Annotated in this window: 15 protein-coding genes and 1 tRNA gene; 13 read left to right on the forward strand and 3 right to left on the reverse strand. The window is 40.7% G+C overall.

Features of this window, described 5'->3' with window-relative positions; all coding sequences use genetic code 11:
* Positions 1–35 precede the first annotated feature (35 nt).
* Positions 36–821 carry a helix-turn-helix transcriptional regulator gene (locus BP861_RS13965; RefSeq protein WP_292376546.1) on the forward strand — a complete coding sequence of 262 codons (786 nt, stop codon included), beginning with the start codon at positions 36–38 and terminating at the stop codon, positions 819–821.
* A gap of 334 nt (positions 822–1,155) precedes the next feature.
* Positions 1,156–1,944 (forward strand): helix-turn-helix transcriptional regulator, encoded by a 789-nt coding sequence (locus BP861_RS13970; protein WP_292376548.1) that lies wholly within the window; start codon positions 1,156–1,158, stop codon positions 1,942–1,944.
* Positions 1,945–2,874: 930 nt separating this feature from the next.
* Here the strand turns inward: BP861_RS13970 and BP861_RS13975 are convergent.
* Positions 2,875–2,946 (reverse strand) — tRNA-Arg (locus BP861_RS13975).
* Between the two features lie 173 nt (positions 2,947–3,119).
* Between BP861_RS13975 and BP861_RS13980 the strand changes: the two genes are divergently transcribed.
* The 10 genes from BP861_RS13980 to BP861_RS14025 all read left to right on the forward strand — a co-directional run bounded on the left by BP861_RS13980 (position 3,120) and on the right by BP861_RS14025 (position 14,897).
* Complete coding sequence (locus tag BP861_RS13980; protein ID WP_292376550.1) at positions 3,120–4,304, forward strand: redox-regulated ATPase YchF; 1,185 nt, start codon at positions 3,120–3,122, stop codon at positions 4,302–4,304.
* A 136-nt stretch (positions 4,305–4,440) separates the two neighbouring features.
* Positions 4,441–5,115 (forward strand): undecaprenyl diphosphate synthase family protein, encoded by a 675-nt coding sequence (locus BP861_RS13985; protein WP_292376552.1) that lies wholly within the window; start codon positions 4,441–4,443, stop codon positions 5,113–5,115.
* A 51-nt stretch (positions 5,116–5,166) separates the two neighbouring features.
* Positions 5,167–5,661 (forward strand): DUF5817 domain-containing protein, encoded by a 495-nt coding sequence (locus BP861_RS13990; protein WP_292376554.1) that lies wholly within the window; start codon positions 5,167–5,169, stop codon positions 5,659–5,661.
* A gap of 465 nt (positions 5,662–6,126) precedes the next feature.
* Positions 6,127–7,098, forward strand: coding sequence for a DUF128 domain-containing protein (locus BP861_RS13995; protein ID WP_292376555.1), 972 nt, complete (start codon positions 6,127–6,129; stop codon positions 7,096–7,098).
* Positions 7,099–7,107: 9 nt separating this feature from the next.
* Entirely contained in the window at positions 7,108–7,770 is a 663-nt protein-coding gene (locus tag BP861_RS14000; protein ID WP_292376557.1) for an MBL fold metallo-hydrolase, read from the forward strand.
* Between the two features lie 337 nt (positions 7,771–8,107).
* Positions 8,108–8,851, forward strand: a complete 744-nt coding sequence (locus BP861_RS14005) for an ABC transporter ATP-binding protein (protein WP_292376559.1) — start codon at positions 8,108–8,110, stop codon at positions 8,849–8,851.
* A complete protein-coding gene (locus BP861_RS14010; RefSeq protein WP_292376561.1) occupies positions 8,833–10,056 on the forward strand; it encodes a SufB/SufD family protein in 1,224 nt (407 codons plus the stop codon). Before BP861_RS14005 ends, BP861_RS14010 begins: the two co-directional genes overlap by 19 nt.
* Positions 10,057–10,649: 593 nt before the next feature.
* On the forward strand, positions 10,650–11,009 hold the full coding sequence (locus tag BP861_RS14015) for a helix-turn-helix domain-containing protein (RefSeq protein WP_292376563.1): 360 nt from the start codon (positions 10,650–10,652) through the stop codon (positions 11,007–11,009).
* A 6-nt stretch (positions 11,010–11,015) separates the two neighbouring features.
* On the forward strand, positions 11,016–11,633 hold the full coding sequence (locus BP861_RS14020; protein ID WP_292376565.1) for a 4Fe-4S binding protein: 618 nt from the start codon (positions 11,016–11,018) through the stop codon (positions 11,631–11,633).
* A 216-nt stretch (positions 11,634–11,849) separates the two neighbouring features.
* A complete protein-coding gene (locus BP861_RS14025) occupies positions 11,850–14,897 on the forward strand; it encodes an FAD-binding and (Fe-S)-binding domain-containing protein (protein ID WP_292376567.1) in 3,048 nt (1,015 codons plus the stop codon).
* A gap of 313 nt (positions 14,898–15,210) precedes the next feature.
* Here BP861_RS14025 and BP861_RS14030 read toward each other — a convergent pair whose 3' ends face one another.
* Entirely contained in the window at positions 15,211–15,993 is a 783-nt protein-coding gene (locus tag BP861_RS14030; RefSeq protein ID WP_292376569.1) for a hypothetical protein, read from the reverse strand.
* Between the two features lie 263 nt (positions 15,994–16,256).
* Between BP861_RS14030 and BP861_RS14035 the strand changes: the two genes are divergently transcribed.
* The gene (locus BP861_RS14035; protein WP_292376572.1) at positions 16,257–16,838 is read left to right on the forward strand and encodes a hypothetical protein; all 582 of its coding nucleotides are present in this window, start codon (positions 16,257–16,259) and stop codon (positions 16,836–16,838) included.
* Positions 16,839–17,248: 410 nt separating this feature from the next.
* On the opposite strand, the gene BP861_RS14040 is transcribed toward BP861_RS14035, so the two are convergent.
* Complete coding sequence (locus BP861_RS14040; protein ID WP_292376574.1) at positions 17,249–18,475, reverse strand: MFS transporter; 1,227 nt, start codon at positions 18,473–18,475, stop codon at positions 17,249–17,251.
* Positions 18,476–18,543: the final 68 nt, after the last annotated feature.

An 18,543-nucleotide genomic window follows, 5' to 3' on the forward strand; every position in this document is an offset into this window, starting at 1 on the left:
GGCTAAAGCTACTGAATAACAGGAAGTAAAAGAAAATGGATTCTTCGCTTATCGATCTTGTTTTCCGCTCTGATAAGAGAAAAAACCTTCTTATATTGCTGGATAGTGGCTCAAAAAATATTGATGATATTAAGAATACACTTGATGTTACAGCCACCTCAATCCTTCCCCAGATAAAGAAATTGATAGATCAAGATCTTATTGTCCAAGAAGATAAGATGTATAAACTTACAGTCTTGGGAGAGTTCATAATCAAGAAGATAAAACCCCTAATAAGTGCTCTTGAGGTAGTGGAGAAAAACAACTCTTACTGGACAGGTCATGACCTTAATGCAATCCCGCGTCACCTGCTGGAGCGTATAGCCGAGCTGGGAGATTGCACCTTTATAGAACCTGACCTGAATCATATCTATGAACCTTCCCAAGAAATAATTGACAGCATGGCCAATGCAAAGCATGCTTCGACCTTTGCTTCATATTTCAACCCTGCCTATCTCTCCCTTTACGTTGAGCTTGGTAGAAAAGATGCCGAACTTTGTCTGAATTTTACTCAGTCTGTCTGGGATCATTTATCAAACGAACACTCAAATATGATAAATGAATTAATGGGCATGGATAATGTAAGTCTGTATGTTTCCAAAGAAGGAATAAAGCTTACTGAGGTTACTGTAACTGATAAGACAATGATGCTGGGTCTTTTTGATAAAAAAGGAAAATTCGACCAGCAATTCATTATTAGCTCTGAACCTAGCGCCCTTTTATGGGGTCAGGAGCTGTTCGATTATTTCAAGAGGCTTTCCAGACTGGTAAATAAGATATGAATGAAAAAATACAGATCTAGATAAACCTCAGCTAATTACAAGGGCAATGATAGTACTTAAAAATCAAGAAAGAAACGTTTTGAAAGAACTACTGTTTGGAAATTGTTATGATGTATATAAAAGCGTAATGAAAAGTAATTATAACATTTAACAGTAATACTCTGGTGATAAAAAAGGGTAGCTTTCTTTATATCCCCGGTGTAGATTCCAAGGAGCCTTTGTCTCATCATAAACTACAATGGCAAGGGATAAAGGCACAGGAAGCTCAGAGTCTTCTGGTATAGAGATATACAATGTAAGATATAATAGGATGAGACCTAAGAGAGGGAATTAGATGGAGTCATCATTATTGGATGTTCTCTTTCTTTCAGAAAAAAGGAAAAATCTACTTTTGTTGCTTCTGGACGGACCCAAGAACATCGAAGAGATTAAAAGTACACTTGATGTCCGCTCAAGCCCGATAATGACCCAGATAAAGATATTGATGAAGCAGGATCTTGTTGTTGAGAGTAACAGGCTCTATAAACTTTCCAGTATCGGAGAGATTCTAGTCCCGAAGATGAAGACAATCCTTGAAACATTTAGCGTTTTCGATAAAAACCATGATTACTGGATAAACCAGGATATGACATCAATTCCTCCTGAATTTCTGGACGATATAGGAAAGCTCGGAAACTACATCGAAGTAAATCCGGACCGGAATCATGTGTTTGAATATCCTAAAGAAGTTGTAGAGCATCTTTCAAAATCAGAAAAAGTTAGGATTTCATCCTCCTTTTTCCTGCCTATATATCCATCCCTGTGCATAGAGCTTGCCGCAAAAGGTACGGATATAACATTGGTATTTACGGAATACGTTTATGACAGAATGCTAAACGACTATAAAAAGGAACTTGAGCATTTCCTGAACTTGAGACATACCAAACTGTATGTCTGCAACAATAATAATATGAAGATTGCTTCAAGCATCGTCACGGAAAAGTTCATGGCACTTTCTCTTTTTTGCAACAGTGGGATTTACTACAATCATAACCTGGTAAGTTTTGATGAAAGCGCACTTAAATGGGGAAAAGAACTTTTCGATCACTACAAAGGTATAGCAAGACCTATTACTAAAGTCTGAAAATCGCTTCCCAGTCCCTAAACCCGAACCGTCAGCCAGTTTTGAATAAAGAAAAAAGAGCTCGATTTAGAGGCAAGTGCCCTTCTTCTTCCGAGCAGAAAATTGACTTCTTTCTGGGCAGAAAATTCAATACAGAATGTAGGGCAAGAGAGTATAGGTCAAGAAAGCAGAAGTTTCATTTCACCTTGATCGTGGCGTTCATTTCAGGAAAACCTTGGACAACAAAGCGGTAAGTTCCAGCTTCATTAAAAATGTGCGTGAAAGGCACTTTGTATGAAAGTTTTTCATCCAGAAATAGCCCATCTTCACTAACAAGAATGTAATTACCCTGTCTTTTGTTGCTCCACCAGGAAACGGCATCATCTTTTGAGATATACAGTTCCGGAGGTCTGACTGCTCCGTAATTCTCAAGACGGACAATGTAGAATTCTCTAATTTTGAAGACGTGTCATCTTCCGGCTGTATTGTCGCCCTTGCTTCCGGCATTGAAGAATAGAATCGTCAGGTGCAGGCTCATTGTCTTCAGCACAACCTGCGGCTATAAGAATATCAATACCATATCACAAGTAACATCAGAATTTTCCTTTTAATAAATACCTCTCTTTTTACTTAGATACTAGAAAGTTTAGATCATATTCATTACCTTTTTGATATTGAGGAACCGGAATAAGAGTAAAGTAAAAAGAATATCTTGGAAAAAAGAAACAAAAAAAGAAGCAATAATAGATAGGAAAGATAGAAAAAAGGACGGAAGAAGCATGTGAGGGAAAAAAGAAGAGAAAAAGAAGAAAGCGGTGAGAAAAAAGAAGGAAAATTGAGGAAGATAGATGGAAAGTGAAACCGAAATGTAAAAAGTAATAGAAGCAAAATAAAAATCAAGCAAAAGTAAAACGAAAATTTATTGAAAAAATAAGATAAAGATAAGATTTACGTCCCGACTGAGACTTGAACTCAGGTCTAAGGCTCCGCAGGCCTCAAGGATATCCACTACCCTATCGGGACACAAGCGAGCAACACTCATAAGCACATTCAAGGATATAAACTTTATTCCTGAAGCGACGGCTCAACCCCTGATTTGCAGTTTTGACCTTGGCCTGAAAGTTGAGAAAAAAATCCTGCTTCTCCGACATCACTATCAATAAAGATTAAATGCAACAAGTTCGTTTTTATAATTTATGTCAATGACTATAGGACTTGCAGGAAAACCCAATGCGGGGAAATCCACTTTTTTCAAAGCTGCTACACTTGCAGACGTTGAAATTGCAAATTATCCTTTTACAACTATCAATGCAAATCATGGGGTTACTTATGTGCGGGTCGAATGCCCCTGCAAAGAGAAGGAAAAGAGATGCGGAAAATGCGTGGACGGTGTAAGGTTAGTCCCGATTGATATAATTGACGTTGCCGGACTTGTCCCTGATGCGTACAAAGGAAGAGGACTTGGGAATACTTTTCTGGATGAGCTCAGGCAGGCTCAGGCAATAATTCATGTAGTAGATGCCTCAGGTGGGACTGACGCCGAGGGCAACCCTGTAGATATAGGAGATCACGACCCTCTTGATGATGTAGCTTTCCTGAACAGGGAAATTACGATGTGGCTTTATGGAATTCTGGAAAGAAATTGGTTCAAACTTGCTAGAAAAATCCAAGCCGAGGGACTCAAGCTCGAAGTCGTAATTGCAGAACAGCTTGCTGGAGCAGGAATAAGAGAGTCCCATGTAAATGCAGCTTTGATGGAAACAGGGCTTGCAAGGTTGGACCATGTTAAATGGAGTGAAGAGGATATGATCCGGCTCTGCGATTCAATGAGAGAGATCAGCAAGCCTTTGCTTATCGCCGCAAATAAAGCCGACATCGCCCCAAGAGAAAACTTGGATAAGCTTAGAGATCTTGATAGAATAGTAGTGCCTGCAAGTGCAGCAGCCGAACTTGCACTTAAGTCTGCAGCAAAGAAAGGGCTTATCAAGTATAGTCCCGGAGAAGGAAAGTTTGAGATTCTTGGAGGGGATCTTACAAAAGCCCAGAAAAAAGGTCTCGAAGCTATTCAGAAAGTGATCGAAAGGCTTGGAAGTACAGGTGTCCAAGAGTGTATAAACAGGACTGTCTTCGAGCTTCTGGATCTTATTGTTGTATATCCCGTAGAAGACGAAGGAAAATGGTCCGATAAAAGCGGGAATATGCTTCCTGATGCGTATCTTATGAAAAGAGGCTCTACCTGCCATGATCTTGCTTATCAGATCCATACTGATATTGGGGATAGGTTTTTGTACGCGGTAGATGCAAGAACAAGGCTAAGGCTTGGGGAAAAGCATGAAATGCAGAATGGAGATGTAATCAAGATCGTATCCACTGCAAAGTAAATACCCAATAATAACCCGATAAAATCGAGAAAACTATCATCAGGGACAGACCTGGAAAGAACTATGAAGTTGCGATAAACAACGGAAAAGATGAAATAGTGGATTGCTTTAGCTTGTCAGGGAGGATATCTACCAGATGGATTTACTTTCTTTTGCATATCCGGTCTATGAGAAATACCTGACCTGGCAAATAGTCAGAGAATCTTCAAATATTCCCAGGCATGTAGCAATTATACTCAAGGAGACTGACCTTTTTGACCCTAAAGGAATGGAGAAGCTCATAACCGCACTCTACCTTTTTAGAAAATTTAGAGTAGAGATTGTAAGTGTCTATGTAGATATCCTGAAAACTGATCCGGCTTTAAAAGCTGAAATCGCATCAACACTCAAAGCCAGGTTGGAAAAGAGCTTTTCTAACCTTTCTGCCGGTACGGGTTATAGAATTCACGGTGTTGACGGAGAGGTAAATAGCACTGTCCCTGGAAAGGATTTCTTTGTTTATGTATCACTGGGATTTGGAGGAAGAGATGAGATTACGAGGGCTGTACTGACTATCCTTGACGAGGTTAAAGCAGGAACTGTCAAGCCTGAAGAGGTGGACGAAAAAATGCTCGAATCCCATCTCCTTGTTAATCATGAGCCTGATATCATGATCCGCTCGGGAGGGCAGAAGCTTTCGGACTTCCTAGTGTGGCAGTCCGTGTATTCTGAGCTTTATTTTACAGATGTCAACTGGAAAGATGTACGAAAGGTTGACTTGATGAGAGCTATTAGGGATTTTCAGAAAAGAAAGAGAAGATACGGAAGGTGAATTGAACTGGAATTCGGACAAGAACGCAAAAATCTCCGATATGCAGTTATCGTGTGCCCGAAATGTCGACAGCATGCCCAGATCACAGAAACCGGAAAAAATACCCTGAAATGCCAGCATTGCGGTGCTCTCCTGCAAACTAGAAAATTAAGAGTATTCCATTCATCAGAGGATCTCGAAGACGCAGTGCTTTTTCGGACTCGCCTGCAAGCTGAAATCTCCGGAAAAGGTAACGAAACCTTTTCACTGACTTCGCTCCCAAAAGAGTCTCAATCCGAAACCCCCAAAACCGAGAGCCCAGCAAAAGAATTTAAATTTCCAGAAAGAAGCCCTTCCAACCCCAGCCCCAGCCCCCCAAAAAAAGACCCAAAATTAGCTATCCTTGAAATTCTGAAAACTGCTGATGGAAAAATAGAAAAAGAAGAACTTCAACAGAAAGCTCTCGAAAAAGGAATAACTCAAGAAAAATTCAAAAAAATTCTCAAAACCCTCCTGGAAACAGGAGAACTTTACTCTCCCCAATCTGGGATTATAAAAATTGTATGAAACATAATTTATTATATAATCCCAACCCAAGCCTGGCACATAATCAGTAAGTAACTAATCAGAATTCCATACCCATAGCCGGCAAGGAAAAACTAATCCAGGTTAAATCTCCAGAAAAAAGCTCAGAGAATATCATTTATAAATTTGCCCTTCTGAGAAAGCGAAATAATGCTCGTAATCCAAAGTCATCTTTCCTTAACAAATTGAAACGGTTTCTCTTACCCATAAGTTAGCCTTTCTGAGCGAAGGACCTTCCTCCCGATAAGGGACTCGGGTGATGGAACTTGGGAGACAAAAATATATTAACTACGAAAAGATTTACTATAATTGAATTAAATAAGAATTGAATCCGTTTTGGGCAAGCTGAAAGACATAAGTTTTACTCAAAGAGTATTTAAAAGTTATTAAACTTTTGTCGCGATCACGAGCAATTCATTTTGATCATAAGGTATAACGGTGTTAAATATGATGGATCCGCAAATTGAGCGAAAACTCATTGAAATTATGAGGGTGATTCACGAAAGTGACAAGCCTATAGGTGCTCGGGCAATAGCTGATGAACTTAATAACCGAGGCTATGACATAGGAGAGCGGGCTGTCCGCTACCATCTAAGGATCCTAGATGAGAGAGGGTTTACACATAAACATGGGTATGCAGGTCGTACACTTACAGAGCTCGGAGAAAAGGAGATGAGCGACGCCCTCATCGCGGACCGTTTTGGCTTTGTAATATCCCGGATAGAAGAAATGGCTTTCAGAACCACATATAATCCTGAAACCAATGAAGGAGTAGTACCCGTAAATATTTCATATTTTGATAAGGACGATTTAGAGACTGTAATTGATGTGGTCTCATATACCGCACACGAAGGGTATATGATAAGCCCCAGAGTAAGAATTATTGAAGAAGATGAGGAGCTTGTTTCCCTGCCTCCTGGAAAAATAGGAATAGCTACGGTATGTAGCGTTGCTTTCGATGGGCTCCTTCTCAAAGCAGGCATCCCTGTGGAACCTGCCTACGGCGGAATTCTTAAGATAGAAGATCGAAAACCTGCACGGTTTTTAGATTTAATTTCCTACAGTGGGACATCAATCGATCCCATACAGATTTTCATGAGCAGGAAGACCACTTCTGTCCTTGAAGTGCTTGAAAAAGGAGAAGGTAGAATCCTTGCCAATATGCGGCAGATTAATTCCTCGGCTTATGAGAGGGCCAGAGAAGTTCTTAAAACGGTAGAAAAAGCAGGGCTTGCAGGGTATTTCCCTCCTGGAGAGATTGATGAAACCTTACTTGGAGCACCTGTTGAAACCGGGAAGTTCGGAATTGCAATCGTAGGAGGTATTAACGGCATCTGCGCCCTTGAAGAGACTGGAATTGAAATCAAAACGAATCCTGTCTCTGCTGTTATGGAATATAAAACCATGACAGAAATCTGAGGAAATCCGATGTTCAGGCTTACTGTCATTTATGACAACAAAGCCAGCCAGGGTTTCACAGAAAGCTGGGGTTTTGCAGCTCTTATTGAAACCAGTAGTGAAACCCTTCTTTTTGACACCGGATGGGATGGACCTCTCCTTCTGAGGCATATGAAAAGTCTCAACATTGACCCGGTGAACATCAGAAAATTAATCATATCTCACCAGCACTGGGACCACATAGGAGGCCTTCCCGAGGTTCTTCAGGTAAATCCAGGGCTTGAAGTCTATGTCCCTGCGTCTCTTTCGGAGAATCTGAAAAAAGAAATTGAGAAAAGGGCGAGTCTTATTGAAATAAAAGAGCCTATAGAAATCTCTCAGGGTATCAATAGTACAGGGGAACTCGGAGACAAGGTAAAAGAACAGGCACTTGTTCTGGATACGGGAAATGGATGTTATGTGCTTACAGGCTGTGCTCACCCCGGGCTTGCCGAAATACTTGATACTGTCAGCCGTTACGGGAAAGTAAAGGGAATTATCGGAGGACTTCACGATAACGAGGAATTTGAAAGGCTCAGAAGGATGGAACTTATAGCAGCAGGGCATTGTACCACTCACAGAGAAAGAATAAAACAGATTTTTCCAACGAAATTCATAGAAATCGAAGTAGGTCTGCGCCTAGAGCTGAAATAAATTGATAATCTAAATAATTAAAAAACTTCTATTTTAGAGATTTTGTATATAATCGTGTATTTGAAGTAATCTAAAAAGTTTTGTATTTTAACGCCTTAATTTTAAAGAAAAGATAAAATTTACAGAGAAGGTATAATTAGAAATAGAATGTCTTCTTAAAAGAATAAAAGATCGGTGGCAAATAACGGAAATTAGGTACCGGGATTTTTCGGCTTTTGACTTTTCCCGCCATATAAGACGCACTTGAATAAATACACTTTCAATTATTATTTTTTTAGAAAAGGTAAAAAATAGAGGGGAACCCATATCAAAAATGAAATAAAGGGAGAAAATATTGATGCTCAAAATAGAAGATCTGACTGTAGAGGTCAACGGAAAAACTTTGCTTCATGACGTGAACCTCGAAGTCCAAAAAGGGTATACTAATGTACTTTTTGGGCCAAACGGAGCCGGGAAGTCAGCTCTGATGAGGACGATTATGGGCTTTAGTGAATACAGAGTTGTAAAAGGCAGGATTCTATTTAATGGGGAAGATATTACCGGCCTGTCTGTGGATGAGAGAGCCCGCCGTGGATTGGGAATTATGATGCAACGCCCTCCAGATATGTCCGGGATTAAACTGAAAGATCTTATAAAAGTGTTATCAAAAGGAAAGAAAAATCCAGAGGTTCTTGCCGAGAATCTTGATATGACACGTTTTATGGACAGGGATGTGAATGTGGGTTTTTCTGGAGGAGAAATCAAACGTTCAGAGCTTCTGCAGCTTGCAGCCCAGAACCCGAGTCTTTACCTGCTTGATGAGCCTGAATCTGGAGTTGACCTTGTAAGCATAGAACAGGTAGGAATGACAATAAAGGGACTGCTTGAAGAAGGAGTGAACTGCCCTGGCGAAAGCTGTGAGAAAGGTAAATCTGCCCTTATAATTACCCACACAGGCCAAATTCTGGATTATGTAAAGGCAGATAGAGGATACATCCTTTGTAATGGAACGATCATGTGCTCAGGAAACCCCTTGAAGATGCTGGAAGAAATAAAGAACAGAGGATATGAGGAGTGTATAAAATGCAGACTGATGAAGTGAACCTGAAAAGTCGGGCTGAAAGCGCGGCCGAGAAGAAGGCAGCCTTCGGGGAGGATTTTGAGCTGGGGAAGTTTGAGGAAGGTTCCAAGATTAGCAAACCTATAGAAGATCTCGAGACCCTTGATGAGGAAAGCAAAAGAACCCTGCTTCAGGTAGGAGTAGTACCTAGCGAAGAGGGCCGATCCGGCAGTCTGCTGGTACTTGACAATGCAGTTTCCCACTCTTCCCTGAAAGATAAAAACGTAGAACTTATGTCCACCCAGAAAGCCCTGGAAAAATACGAATGGCTTAAAGAATACTCCTGGAAGCTTGTATCTGTTGATACCGACAAATACACAGCAAAAACCTACCTTGAAAATGCGGATGGGTACTTTGTCCGGGTACCTGCAGGTAAGAAATCCTCAATGCCTGTTCAGACCTGCCTTATGCTGAATAGTAAAAAGGTGTACCAGACCGTACATAATATCATAATCGTCGAAGAAGGCGCCAGCCTTGATATTATCACAGGCTGTACCTCCAAAAAAGGAGTGGAAGAAGGACTGCATCTGGGAATCTCCGAGATGTACGTAAAAAAAGGCGCCACCCTGAATTTTACAATGATCCACAACTGGGCCGAGCAGATCGGAGTTCGCCCGAGAACAGTTGTTCGCGTGGAAGAAGGTGGAACTTACGTAAGCAACTACATTTGTCTGAAACCTGTTCGTTCGGTCCAAACTTATCCGACTGTAAAACTTGAAGGAGAAGGAGCAGTGACAAGGCTAAATACTATAGCTATTGCCCATTCAGGCTCTGAGCTGGATCTAGGAAGTAGGGCAATTTTCAATGCACCTGGCACGAAGGCCGAACTTATATCGAGGACAATCACAATCGGTGGAAGAATAATTGCAAGAGGAGAAATGATAGGCAATGCAAAGGGAGCAAAAGGGCATCTTGAATGCAAAGGGCTTGTTCTTACCGACAAAGGAAGCCAGCTTGCAATCCCTATCCTTGAAGCAAACGTAGATGACGTCGAACTTACTCATGAAGCCGCTGTGGGAAAAATTGCTAAAGACCAGGTGGAATACCTGATGGCCAGAGGCCTTACCGAAGATGAGGCTGTAGGTATGATTGTGCGCGGATTCCTGGATGTAGGAATAAGGGGAATTCCAGAGGAGCTAAGAAACGAAATAGAGAATACAATTACACAGACTGCCTTTGGAATGTAATCCAAAACAAACACAATTAAAAATGAATATAATAAAAATAATACAATTCAAGATAAAAAGGCTTGAAAAATAATTTGGCTTAAGGGGAAATGGGAGGAACAGAAAAAAACCGAAGCTGGATACAGCTTCTCCGAATAAAGGTAGTCTAAGAAAAGGGTGTGTGAATCCGGCAGGGAAAAGGAGAAACCTGCCGGCTTTTGTGGAGTGTTTGTGGATTTTAATGAGCTAAATGCAAAGAGAATAGGTTTTCCTGTGAAAAGAAAGCCTTAAAGTTTAAGGCTGCTCATTAAACCGCAATTTGCAGATTAAAAAGGAAGTATAAAAATATTTCCGTACAGACCATAAAAATCATATATAAAAGCTGTCAGATAAATATCGCATTTTTAAGTTACAACAAAGAGACTTTACTTGTTCTCTCCTTTTAATTTCCGTTTGGAATATTTATTCTTCTGCATGCATGTAGGTAGGGTTAGAGGATGCCATTAAAAAATGCAGTACTTCCTATTTTTGGCTGGAGTGTACAGTACTTGGTATCGTATATATAATACTGCGGTAAGAATATTACAGTACTGTAATACTCTAGAGGGATGGTAATGATAGACTTTGCATGTAAAGAGTTCAAAATCGAAGATGTGATCAAGTGTGCCCTTAACCTTACAAAGGCAGACCTCAATGTTTTGAAGTATTTCTTAAATGAGAAAGACCAGTGGGTTGATACGGATTACCTTTCAAAAGCTCTGAAGCTAGATATATCCACAATCCAGCGCTCCGTCAAAAAACTGCATGAAAAAGAAATTTTGCAAAGGTTGCAGCAGAACCTGGACGGAGGAGGCTATGTTTTCAAGTATAAGGTCAACTCAAGGGCTAAAATAAAAAATATTATAATGAGTGTGGTGAATTCCTGGGCTGACCGGCTCGGACAGGAACTTGATAAATGGGATAATGGAGGATGATCTAATTTGCTTAAAATAACGCCTTACCTGGGGATTCTTGTTCTTATCGTTTCCATAGGAGGGCTCTGGTATCCGGCACTCGGGTATTTCATGCTGCTGGTTTTTGCAGCAATCTTCCTGATTAGTCCTTTCAGAGGCCGATGGTTCTGCGGAAACCTCTGTCCCAGGGGAAGTTTTGTTGATTTCTGGGTCAGTAAGATTTCAAGGAAAAAGAAGATACCTGCCACCCTGCGTTCCCTATGGATCCGCCTGCCAATTTTCTTACTGCTAATGGGCTTTATGGGATACAGGATAGCAAACACTATCGGGAGTCTTAATACTTTCGAGAAAATAGGCATGGTATTTGTAATGATGTGTCTGGTGACAACTGCAATCGCAACCCTTTTGGGCAGTTACCTGAGCCCGAGAACCTGGTGCTCCTTCTGTCCTATGGGAACAGCTCAGCGCCTGATTGGTGGAAAGAGGTATCCTCTGAAACTCACAAAAGAAAAATGTATTAACTGCAAAAAATGCGAAAAGATCTGCCCAATGCAGCTCAAAATCCGCCAGGACGACACAAAACTTGATTGTATTAAGTGCGGACGCTGTGTGAGTGCCTGTCCGAAAGATGCCCTGAAGTTTTGAGATTTTACTTATCAGGTTTTAATTCATATCATTTAAAAACTAGGAACGGCCCCAGCAGTAAATATTTTATTTTATAGCATATAGTAAGACATCGGGGACCCAAAAAACACTTCCGGAGTTTGAATTTAGCATAACAGAACGCGAATACTGGAAAGTATCTACAAATTACAATACTGGATTAGGAAAAAGGATTAGAAAGAAAATGGAGAATAAATTATGACAAGCCGCGTATCAGAACTTTCTGAAATTCAGGAAAAAGAAATCTCCGAACTCTTTGGGGAATATGTCAATATTGACAAACGCGAACGTCACTATTACAACCACGATATGGGAGCTTTACCTCCGCTTGTTAAAAAGGTAATTGGAAATACTGACCCTGCAGCTGTTGTAAAAATTCGTACCGAAGAAGACGCAGTAAAGCTTCTTAAATTTGCAAACCGGCATATAATCCCAGTGACACCCCGCGCAGGAGCCTCATCAGGCTACGGAGGGGTAATTCCGACAAAGGGAGGAATAGTTGCCGATGTTACACCACTTAATAAGATCATAAGTATCGATCCCGAAGGGCAAAAAGCGGTTGTGCAAAGCGGGATAATCTGGGAAAAACTGGAGAGAAAACTGAAAGAAAAAGGGCTTTCGGTAAGAGCAATTCCTTCAAGCGCTCCTTCTTCAACAGTTGGAGGCTGGCTGTCCCAGAGCGGAGCCGGTTACGGAAGCTATGAGTTTGGCTGGGGCTACGAGAGCATGGAAAAAGCTAGGGTCGTGCTTCCAACAGGAGAAATTCGGGAGTTTTCAGGCCCTGAACTGAAAAAGTTAATCGGGACAATGGGAACCATAGGCATTATCACCGAGATAACTCTGAAAGTTCAGAAGTTCGAAGAGAGAAAAGCTGTTTCTGCCAGTTTCCCGAGTGCTTCAGCCCTGAAGAAAGCGATAGAAGGTATAAAAAGAAAAAATATCCCTCTCTGGTCAATTTCCTTCCTGAACCCCGAATGGGCAGATATGAAGAATAAAGCGCCCAGAAAACTCCATTATGGAGAAGTCGTGGATAAAGACAGGCCTATACTACCGGTTTCTTATGTCTCGACTTTCATGTATCCTGCCTCCAGGGACGTTTCCGGTCTGAAAGAAGCAATCGAAAGTGCCGGCGGGACAATCCTTCCTGAAGAAATTGCAAAACATGAGACCGACGAATGGTTCAAGTCCATGAAAGTAAAGCGGCTGGGTCCTTCGTTTATTCCTGCAGAGATCCTGGTGCCACTTGAGAAAATGGACAGAGCTTTTGAAGAGATTGGAAAGAAAATCAAATTGCCTATGCTTACCGAAGGCATGGTTATAAATGATGGGTATGTGGTTCTCCTCTGTTTCATGCGCCACTCGGAACGCTCCGTGCTCTTTAATACAGCATTTGCTCTTTCCCTGAGCATTTTGAAGATCGCAGAAGAAAACGGCGGAAGGGCTTATTCCTCAGGGCTTTTCTTCGCCTCAAAGAGGAAAAATGTCTTTGGGGGCAGACTTGCTGAAATCGAAGCCCTGAGAAAAGAAATCGACCCCAATGGGATCATGAACCCTGAAACCCTGGAGGGAAAGGGACTCCTGAATACTGCTGTATCAATGGGTTCTGCCTTCGAACCTTTTGGCAGGATAGCCGGAAACATGTCAGGAATTGGGGAGGTTTCTTTCAAGGACGAAAAAGAGATTCCGGCAGAAGTGGCAGAACTTGCCTATTCCTGTTCCCAGTGCGGGTACTGTGTGAGCGAATGCGACCAGTATTACGGCAGGGGATGGGAATCCCAATCACCTCGCGGAAAATGGTTCTTTATCAAGGAGTACCTGGCAGGCCGGGAAAAACTTGACCAGAGGCAGACAAATACTTTCCTTGGCTGCACCACCTGTCAGATGTGTGACTCCCGCTGTGAACTGGATATGCCGATTGAAGATGCCTGGATGACGATGCGCAAAAAGTTGGTTGTAGAAGAGAAAAAGATGACCTTCCCTCCCTTTGAGATCATGGCTGCAAGCCTCCTTAAAGAGCGGAATATCTGGGCAAACTACAGAAAAGACCGGGATAAATGGATTCCGGAAGACATCAGGGCAAAGATGAAGGATAAAGCCGAGTATGCCTATTTTGCGGGCTGTACGGCGTCCTTTGTGGAAAATGACGTGGCTGTAGGGGCTGTCCGCATGCTTGATGATGCTGGAGTGGAGCTTACAGGGCTCTTTGACAAAGAATCCTGCTGCGGAATTCCCATGCTTGTTGCCGGAAGGTGGGATGTTTTTGAAAAGACAATGAGAATGAATGTCGCAAACATGAAAAAGAAAGGTGTAAAAACCGTAATAACTTCCTGCCCTGCCTGCTGGCTAATGTGGCATACAGTTTATCCTCAGTGGGCGAAAAAACTGGGAATTGAATACGGGCTTGAGGCAAAACACTACTCTGAAGTGCTCGCGGAGCGTCTCGATATCCTGAAGCCGAAGTTCAAGCAACCGCTAGATAAAGTGGTAACCTGGCACGATTCCTGCCACATTGGAAGGGCAGGGGGCAAAGTCTACGAGCCGCCCAGAGAACTGTTGAAATCGATTCCCGGAATCCAGTTCAGGGAGCTTGAATACAACCGGGAAAGAGCTCACTGCTGCGGTTCGGTTGTAAGCCTTATTGCCGAGCCCCCTGTTGCATACAAACTGGGAGATATGAGACTCCAAGAAGCCCTTGATGTTAAAGCCGACATCGTTGCAGCGCTTTGCCCATGCTGTATTTTCCAGTTCCGCGTGGCAGCGCAGGAAAACAATCTTAATATCGAGGTTCAGGATCTGGGAGCCCTGGTGGCTAGAAGTCTTGGGTACAACCTCCCTGACTCTACTGCCTATACCCTGGAATCATGGGTTCCCTTTGAAAAGATGATTTCCCTTATGCAGCCTGAGAATATGACCGACCTGATGGTTGAACTCATGCCCCAGATGATGGCAGCGATGCCAGCCCCGCTTCAGGCAATGATGAAGATGGTCAAATATGTGCCAGGCATGGATGCCATGATGAAACCCATGATGCCGGTTATGATGCCCCGGCTTATGCCGATGGTTATGCCGAAAGTCATGCCTGACATGCTTAAAGCCGTAGAAAGGAGAGTTCCTATGCCCGATTACATGAGGGAACAGCTCCCGGACCTTATGCCGAAAGCTATGGAGAACTTGATGCCTAATATGCTTCCGGAGCTCATTCCTCTGCTGACTCCACGGATGATCGAGTATATAACGACACATTAATGATGAGTAAATGAAATTCACTAACTGAAAACTCACTAACAATTAGTACGTGAGATCTCACTAACGATTAGTATATGATAAAGGCTCGTACATGAGATCTCTCGTTAAAATTCTTTTTATAAATCTTGAAGTAGTTTAATTAGTTTTCTAGTTTCATTTTTAAGCGTTAGTTTTCTTTCCAATGAATGTATTAACTAAGGGCTATAATAATGCCATAGATCACAGATTACAGATTATATACATGCATATAGAGTTCCCCAGTAAAATACATTTTAGAAATCAATTTTTAAAATAAGCAATCTATATTACTGTTTTATTGTTTATTCAAGCACGCTTCTATAATTTCAACTCTATTTTCAAGACTGTTTATCCGGTTTGATATTTTTAACTCATATGGTAATAAGGCAGGTTGATTAAATGTCGGGGAGTTGATTAAATAATCTTTAAGGACATCATTAGCTTTAATAACCTGTGTTCCGTCACTGCTATCAGGTTTCCACACTCCATTGTCATCATAGAGAATTGTACGATTATGTTTTTGTGTTAAGTCCACCAAGATTCCATCGGCCATTGATCTTACAATTACCGATCCGACCACTTTGGAGGCTGTGGCAAATATTACTGCTATTTTTTGAGTGGGAGTAAACTCACCTAGTGCCTGTTGAATAAGTATAGAAGCACATAATGCACTAAACGTATTTTTTGCCGAATCGAATTCACTAATCCCAGCAGTGTGTGTTTTTGATCCTGTATTATGGATTGATATAGCATCTGCACTGGGACCGTCAATAATCTCAACATGGGTATTGTCATCAACAGTCATTTCCTGACCTAAATTAATTTCTCTACTGGTTGAACCAGGTATATACGTTTGGTCTTCTGGGCCAATAAAAGCTCCATATCGAACTGTTAATGGAATTGGTATTGTCTCGTACAGATCATCTAATCTTTTCCAAATAACTGGTTGTGCATTTTGTCCTTTAACGTCTACTCCTCGAAATGCAAAAAGATGAAAACCGTTATTTGCTAGCTGATCTCTCTTTGAACTACTCAGATTGATTGTTAAGCTATAATCAGTACTATCCAAACTTGACATTTTAATCGCTCCTTATTGGTTTTATCAAATTAAAAATTACGCAGTTGATTAAAACGTAACCATTTTCCCATTTTTTGGAATATTTTTTCATTTATTTTTATAATTATTTTATAAATTATTTACATTAACTGTGCAAATCTCACAGCAATTTTTTGCTGTTATTGTCATAACATAAAATACACATGTAAAAATAGATTATCTGCGTATCGTATGTTCAGCATGTACATTAAAAAACAAGTGGAGCAGATAAGAGGAGGAGAATCATGAGCTATAATATGAAAAGACACCGCATTGCCACCACCATTTCAGGGAGGCATTGGGAATTATTAAAAAAACATGCTGAAAAATTTGAAACGCAACAAAAAGTCCTGGAACTAGCATTGGAATGTCTGGAAAATAATTCAAAGCAGTATCCGGAATTAACTACTGAACAAAAATTCTGGCTGGCGTGTGAATCAATAAATTCGGTTTGTTGTGTCCAAAGAGGGGCTTTAAAAATACTAATGGAAACTGTTAATCTTGAGCGATTTGATGAGTATGTGACTAAAAATAAACCCATTGAATGTGTAGTACAGTTTTTTCTTCAGAAGCCTCTTAACGAGTGCAGTCTAAAAGAAGTTGTAGATGGACTAACGATTGTTTTTGGAACATCACACATGTTTGATACGGTAGACTATAAAGACAACAGTGACTACTATTTGCTGGCACTAACTCATAGTCTGGGCCTTAATAATTCTAAATTAAATTTAACAACATTTGAAAGTTTATTTAAAACATATGGGGCCAACGTCGAGAGTAAAATCTCCGAAAATACGATTTTTATGAAGGTGTTTAAAGATAAATAGTTCCATGACTTACGCACTTGAACTACAAAATCAAGAACAATCAGCGTTGCGATTGGTTCAATGTTTTAGACAGTTGAGGGTTTAATTCTACTGATTTCTCAGTCCAACTGCGTAAGTCCTATAGTTCGTAACTGGCGGTGTTCGAAAATCCAGTAAGGTTCGTAGATATTAAGCCTGATAATACTGGTCTTGACTACGAATTATTGAGAAAAACTTACTAATAAACTACTCACTAATATTTACTAAAAAAGATTTCACTAACGATTAATACATGAGATCACATTAAATATTTTCCGTATAAGTCCTTGATAGATTATTTATCTCATAAATTCATAAGTTAATGGTTTTTCATTGACCAATGAATTCATTTAAAAGCTTATTTTTGTGAGCGTATTTTAGAATCTAAAGCATTAGTCAGTTGATTTTCCCAGTTCGGTTGCGTGCAAAAGCTCTGGAAACAGCTTCATCCATAGAACTGCAATGATTATTGAACCAATTCCACCAAGTAACACAGCAGGTACGACTCCAAACAGGGAAGCAGTTAACCCTGATTCAAATTCACCAAGTTGATTAGATGTACCTATAAACATTGAATTTACGGCATTTACTCTGCCTCTCATATTATCTGGAGTTTCCAATTGTATCAATGTTAAACGGACGACTACGCTTACCACATCAGATGCTCCTAACAGCACAAGTGATGCGAGTGATATAAGAAAAGAAGTTGATACAGCGAAAATTATGGTAAAAATCCCAAAAAAGATTACTGCAATAAACATTATAAGCCCTTCGTTGTTCTTTAGAGGCTTTTTTGCCAAAAAAGCAGACATTATCAATGCACCTACGGCGGGTGCTGAACGCAGTAATCCCAAACCTAAAGGTCCAATTTTTAAAATGTCACTGGCATAAACAGGCAATAACGCTGTCGAACCGCCAAATAACACTGCAAAAAGGTCAAGGGAAATTGCCCCGAGTATAGCAGGCTTGCTTCTAATGAAAGCTATTCCTCCGAATATCGAATTTCTGGTTACTGGTTCAGAGTTTTGAGATCCCATCCTTATTGAAACAAAGAGAATAATCACACTTGTTGCCAGTGTTAACATACCAGCTACAGAATATACAACTTCGGGATTTAACGTATAAAGAATTCCTCCAATTGCTGGACCTATAATGAATGCAAACTGAGCTGTAGATGCTGATAAAGCAGCTACCTCCGGAAAAACTTCCCTACTGACAATATTAGGTAGCAAAGATTGCATTGACGGCCCTTGAAAAGCATTGGCGGTACTTACAAAAAAGATAGTGATGAGAATTCCTTCTTCGGTAATTGATCCAACATAGCTTTCGTAAGCAAGCAGGAAAATCCCTATACTTTCTGCAATTTGACTGAAAGAAATTATCAACTTTCGGTCATAGCGATCTGCTAAATAACCGACTACAAGAGTAAGTAAAACCATAGGTAAAAACTGGACTAATCCGACAAGCCCTAGATAAATAGGCATTTGAGTAATTGAGTAAATTTGCCACCCCACAGCAACGGTTAACATTTGAAAAGCAATTGCAGTTGATATACGGGCAGCTAATAAGAGTACTAAGGATCTGTTATGTAATATCGGCGGAATTTTAAGCAAAGACATTACATGTTAGCTCCTTTTCCGACTATTTTTATTATTATTGATTACAAAACGGTAGCGTGATGGCAGAC

The organism is Methanosarcina sp. UBA411, from assembly GCF_002495725.1.
GTDB lineage: Archaea > Halobacteriota > Methanosarcinia > Methanosarcinales > Methanosarcinaceae > Methanosarcina.

Excerpts from the sequence above, each read along its gene's own strand:
- BP861_RS14035 (WP_292376572.1), top strand. The coding sequence starts at position 16,257 with ATGAGCTATAATATGAAAAGACACCGCATTGCCACCACCATTTCAGGG.
- BP861_RS14040 (WP_292376574.1), bottom strand. The coding sequence starts at position 18,475 with ATGTCTTTGCTTAAAATTCCGCCGATATTACATAACAGATCCTTAGTA.
- BP861_RS13965 (WP_292376546.1), top strand. The coding sequence starts at position 36 with ATGGATTCTTCGCTTATCGATCTTGTTTTCCGCTCTGATAAGAGAAAA.
- BP861_RS13980 (WP_292376550.1), top strand. The coding sequence starts at position 3,120 with ATGTCAATGACTATAGGACTTGCAGGAAAACCCAATGCGGGGAAATCC.
- BP861_RS14030 (WP_292376569.1), bottom strand. The coding sequence starts at position 15,993 with ATGTCAAGTTTGGATAGTACTGATTATAGCTTAACAATCAATCTGAGT.
- BP861_RS13995 (WP_292376555.1), top strand. The coding sequence starts at position 6,127 with ATGATGGATCCGCAAATTGAGCGAAAACTCATTGAAATTATGAGGGTG.
- BP861_RS14005 (WP_292376559.1), top strand. The coding sequence starts at position 8,108 with ATGCTCAAAATAGAAGATCTGACTGTAGAGGTCAACGGAAAAACTTTG.
- BP861_RS13970 (WP_292376548.1), top strand. The coding sequence starts at position 1,156 with ATGGAGTCATCATTATTGGATGTTCTCTTTCTTTCAGAAAAAAGGAAA.
- BP861_RS13985 (WP_292376552.1), top strand. The coding sequence starts at position 4,441 with ATGGATTTACTTTCTTTTGCATATCCGGTCTATGAGAAATACCTGACC.
- BP861_RS14025 (WP_292376567.1), top strand. The coding sequence starts at position 11,850 with ATGACAAGCCGCGTATCAGAACTTTCTGAAATTCAGGAAAAAGAAATC.
- BP861_RS14015 (WP_292376563.1), top strand. The coding sequence starts at position 10,650 with ATGATAGACTTTGCATGTAAAGAGTTCAAAATCGAAGATGTGATCAAG.
- BP861_RS14010 (WP_292376561.1), top strand. The coding sequence starts at position 8,833 with ATGCAGACTGATGAAGTGAACCTGAAAAGTCGGGCTGAAAGCGCGGCC.
- BP861_RS14000 (WP_292376557.1), top strand. The coding sequence starts at position 7,108 with ATGTTCAGGCTTACTGTCATTTATGACAACAAAGCCAGCCAGGGTTTC.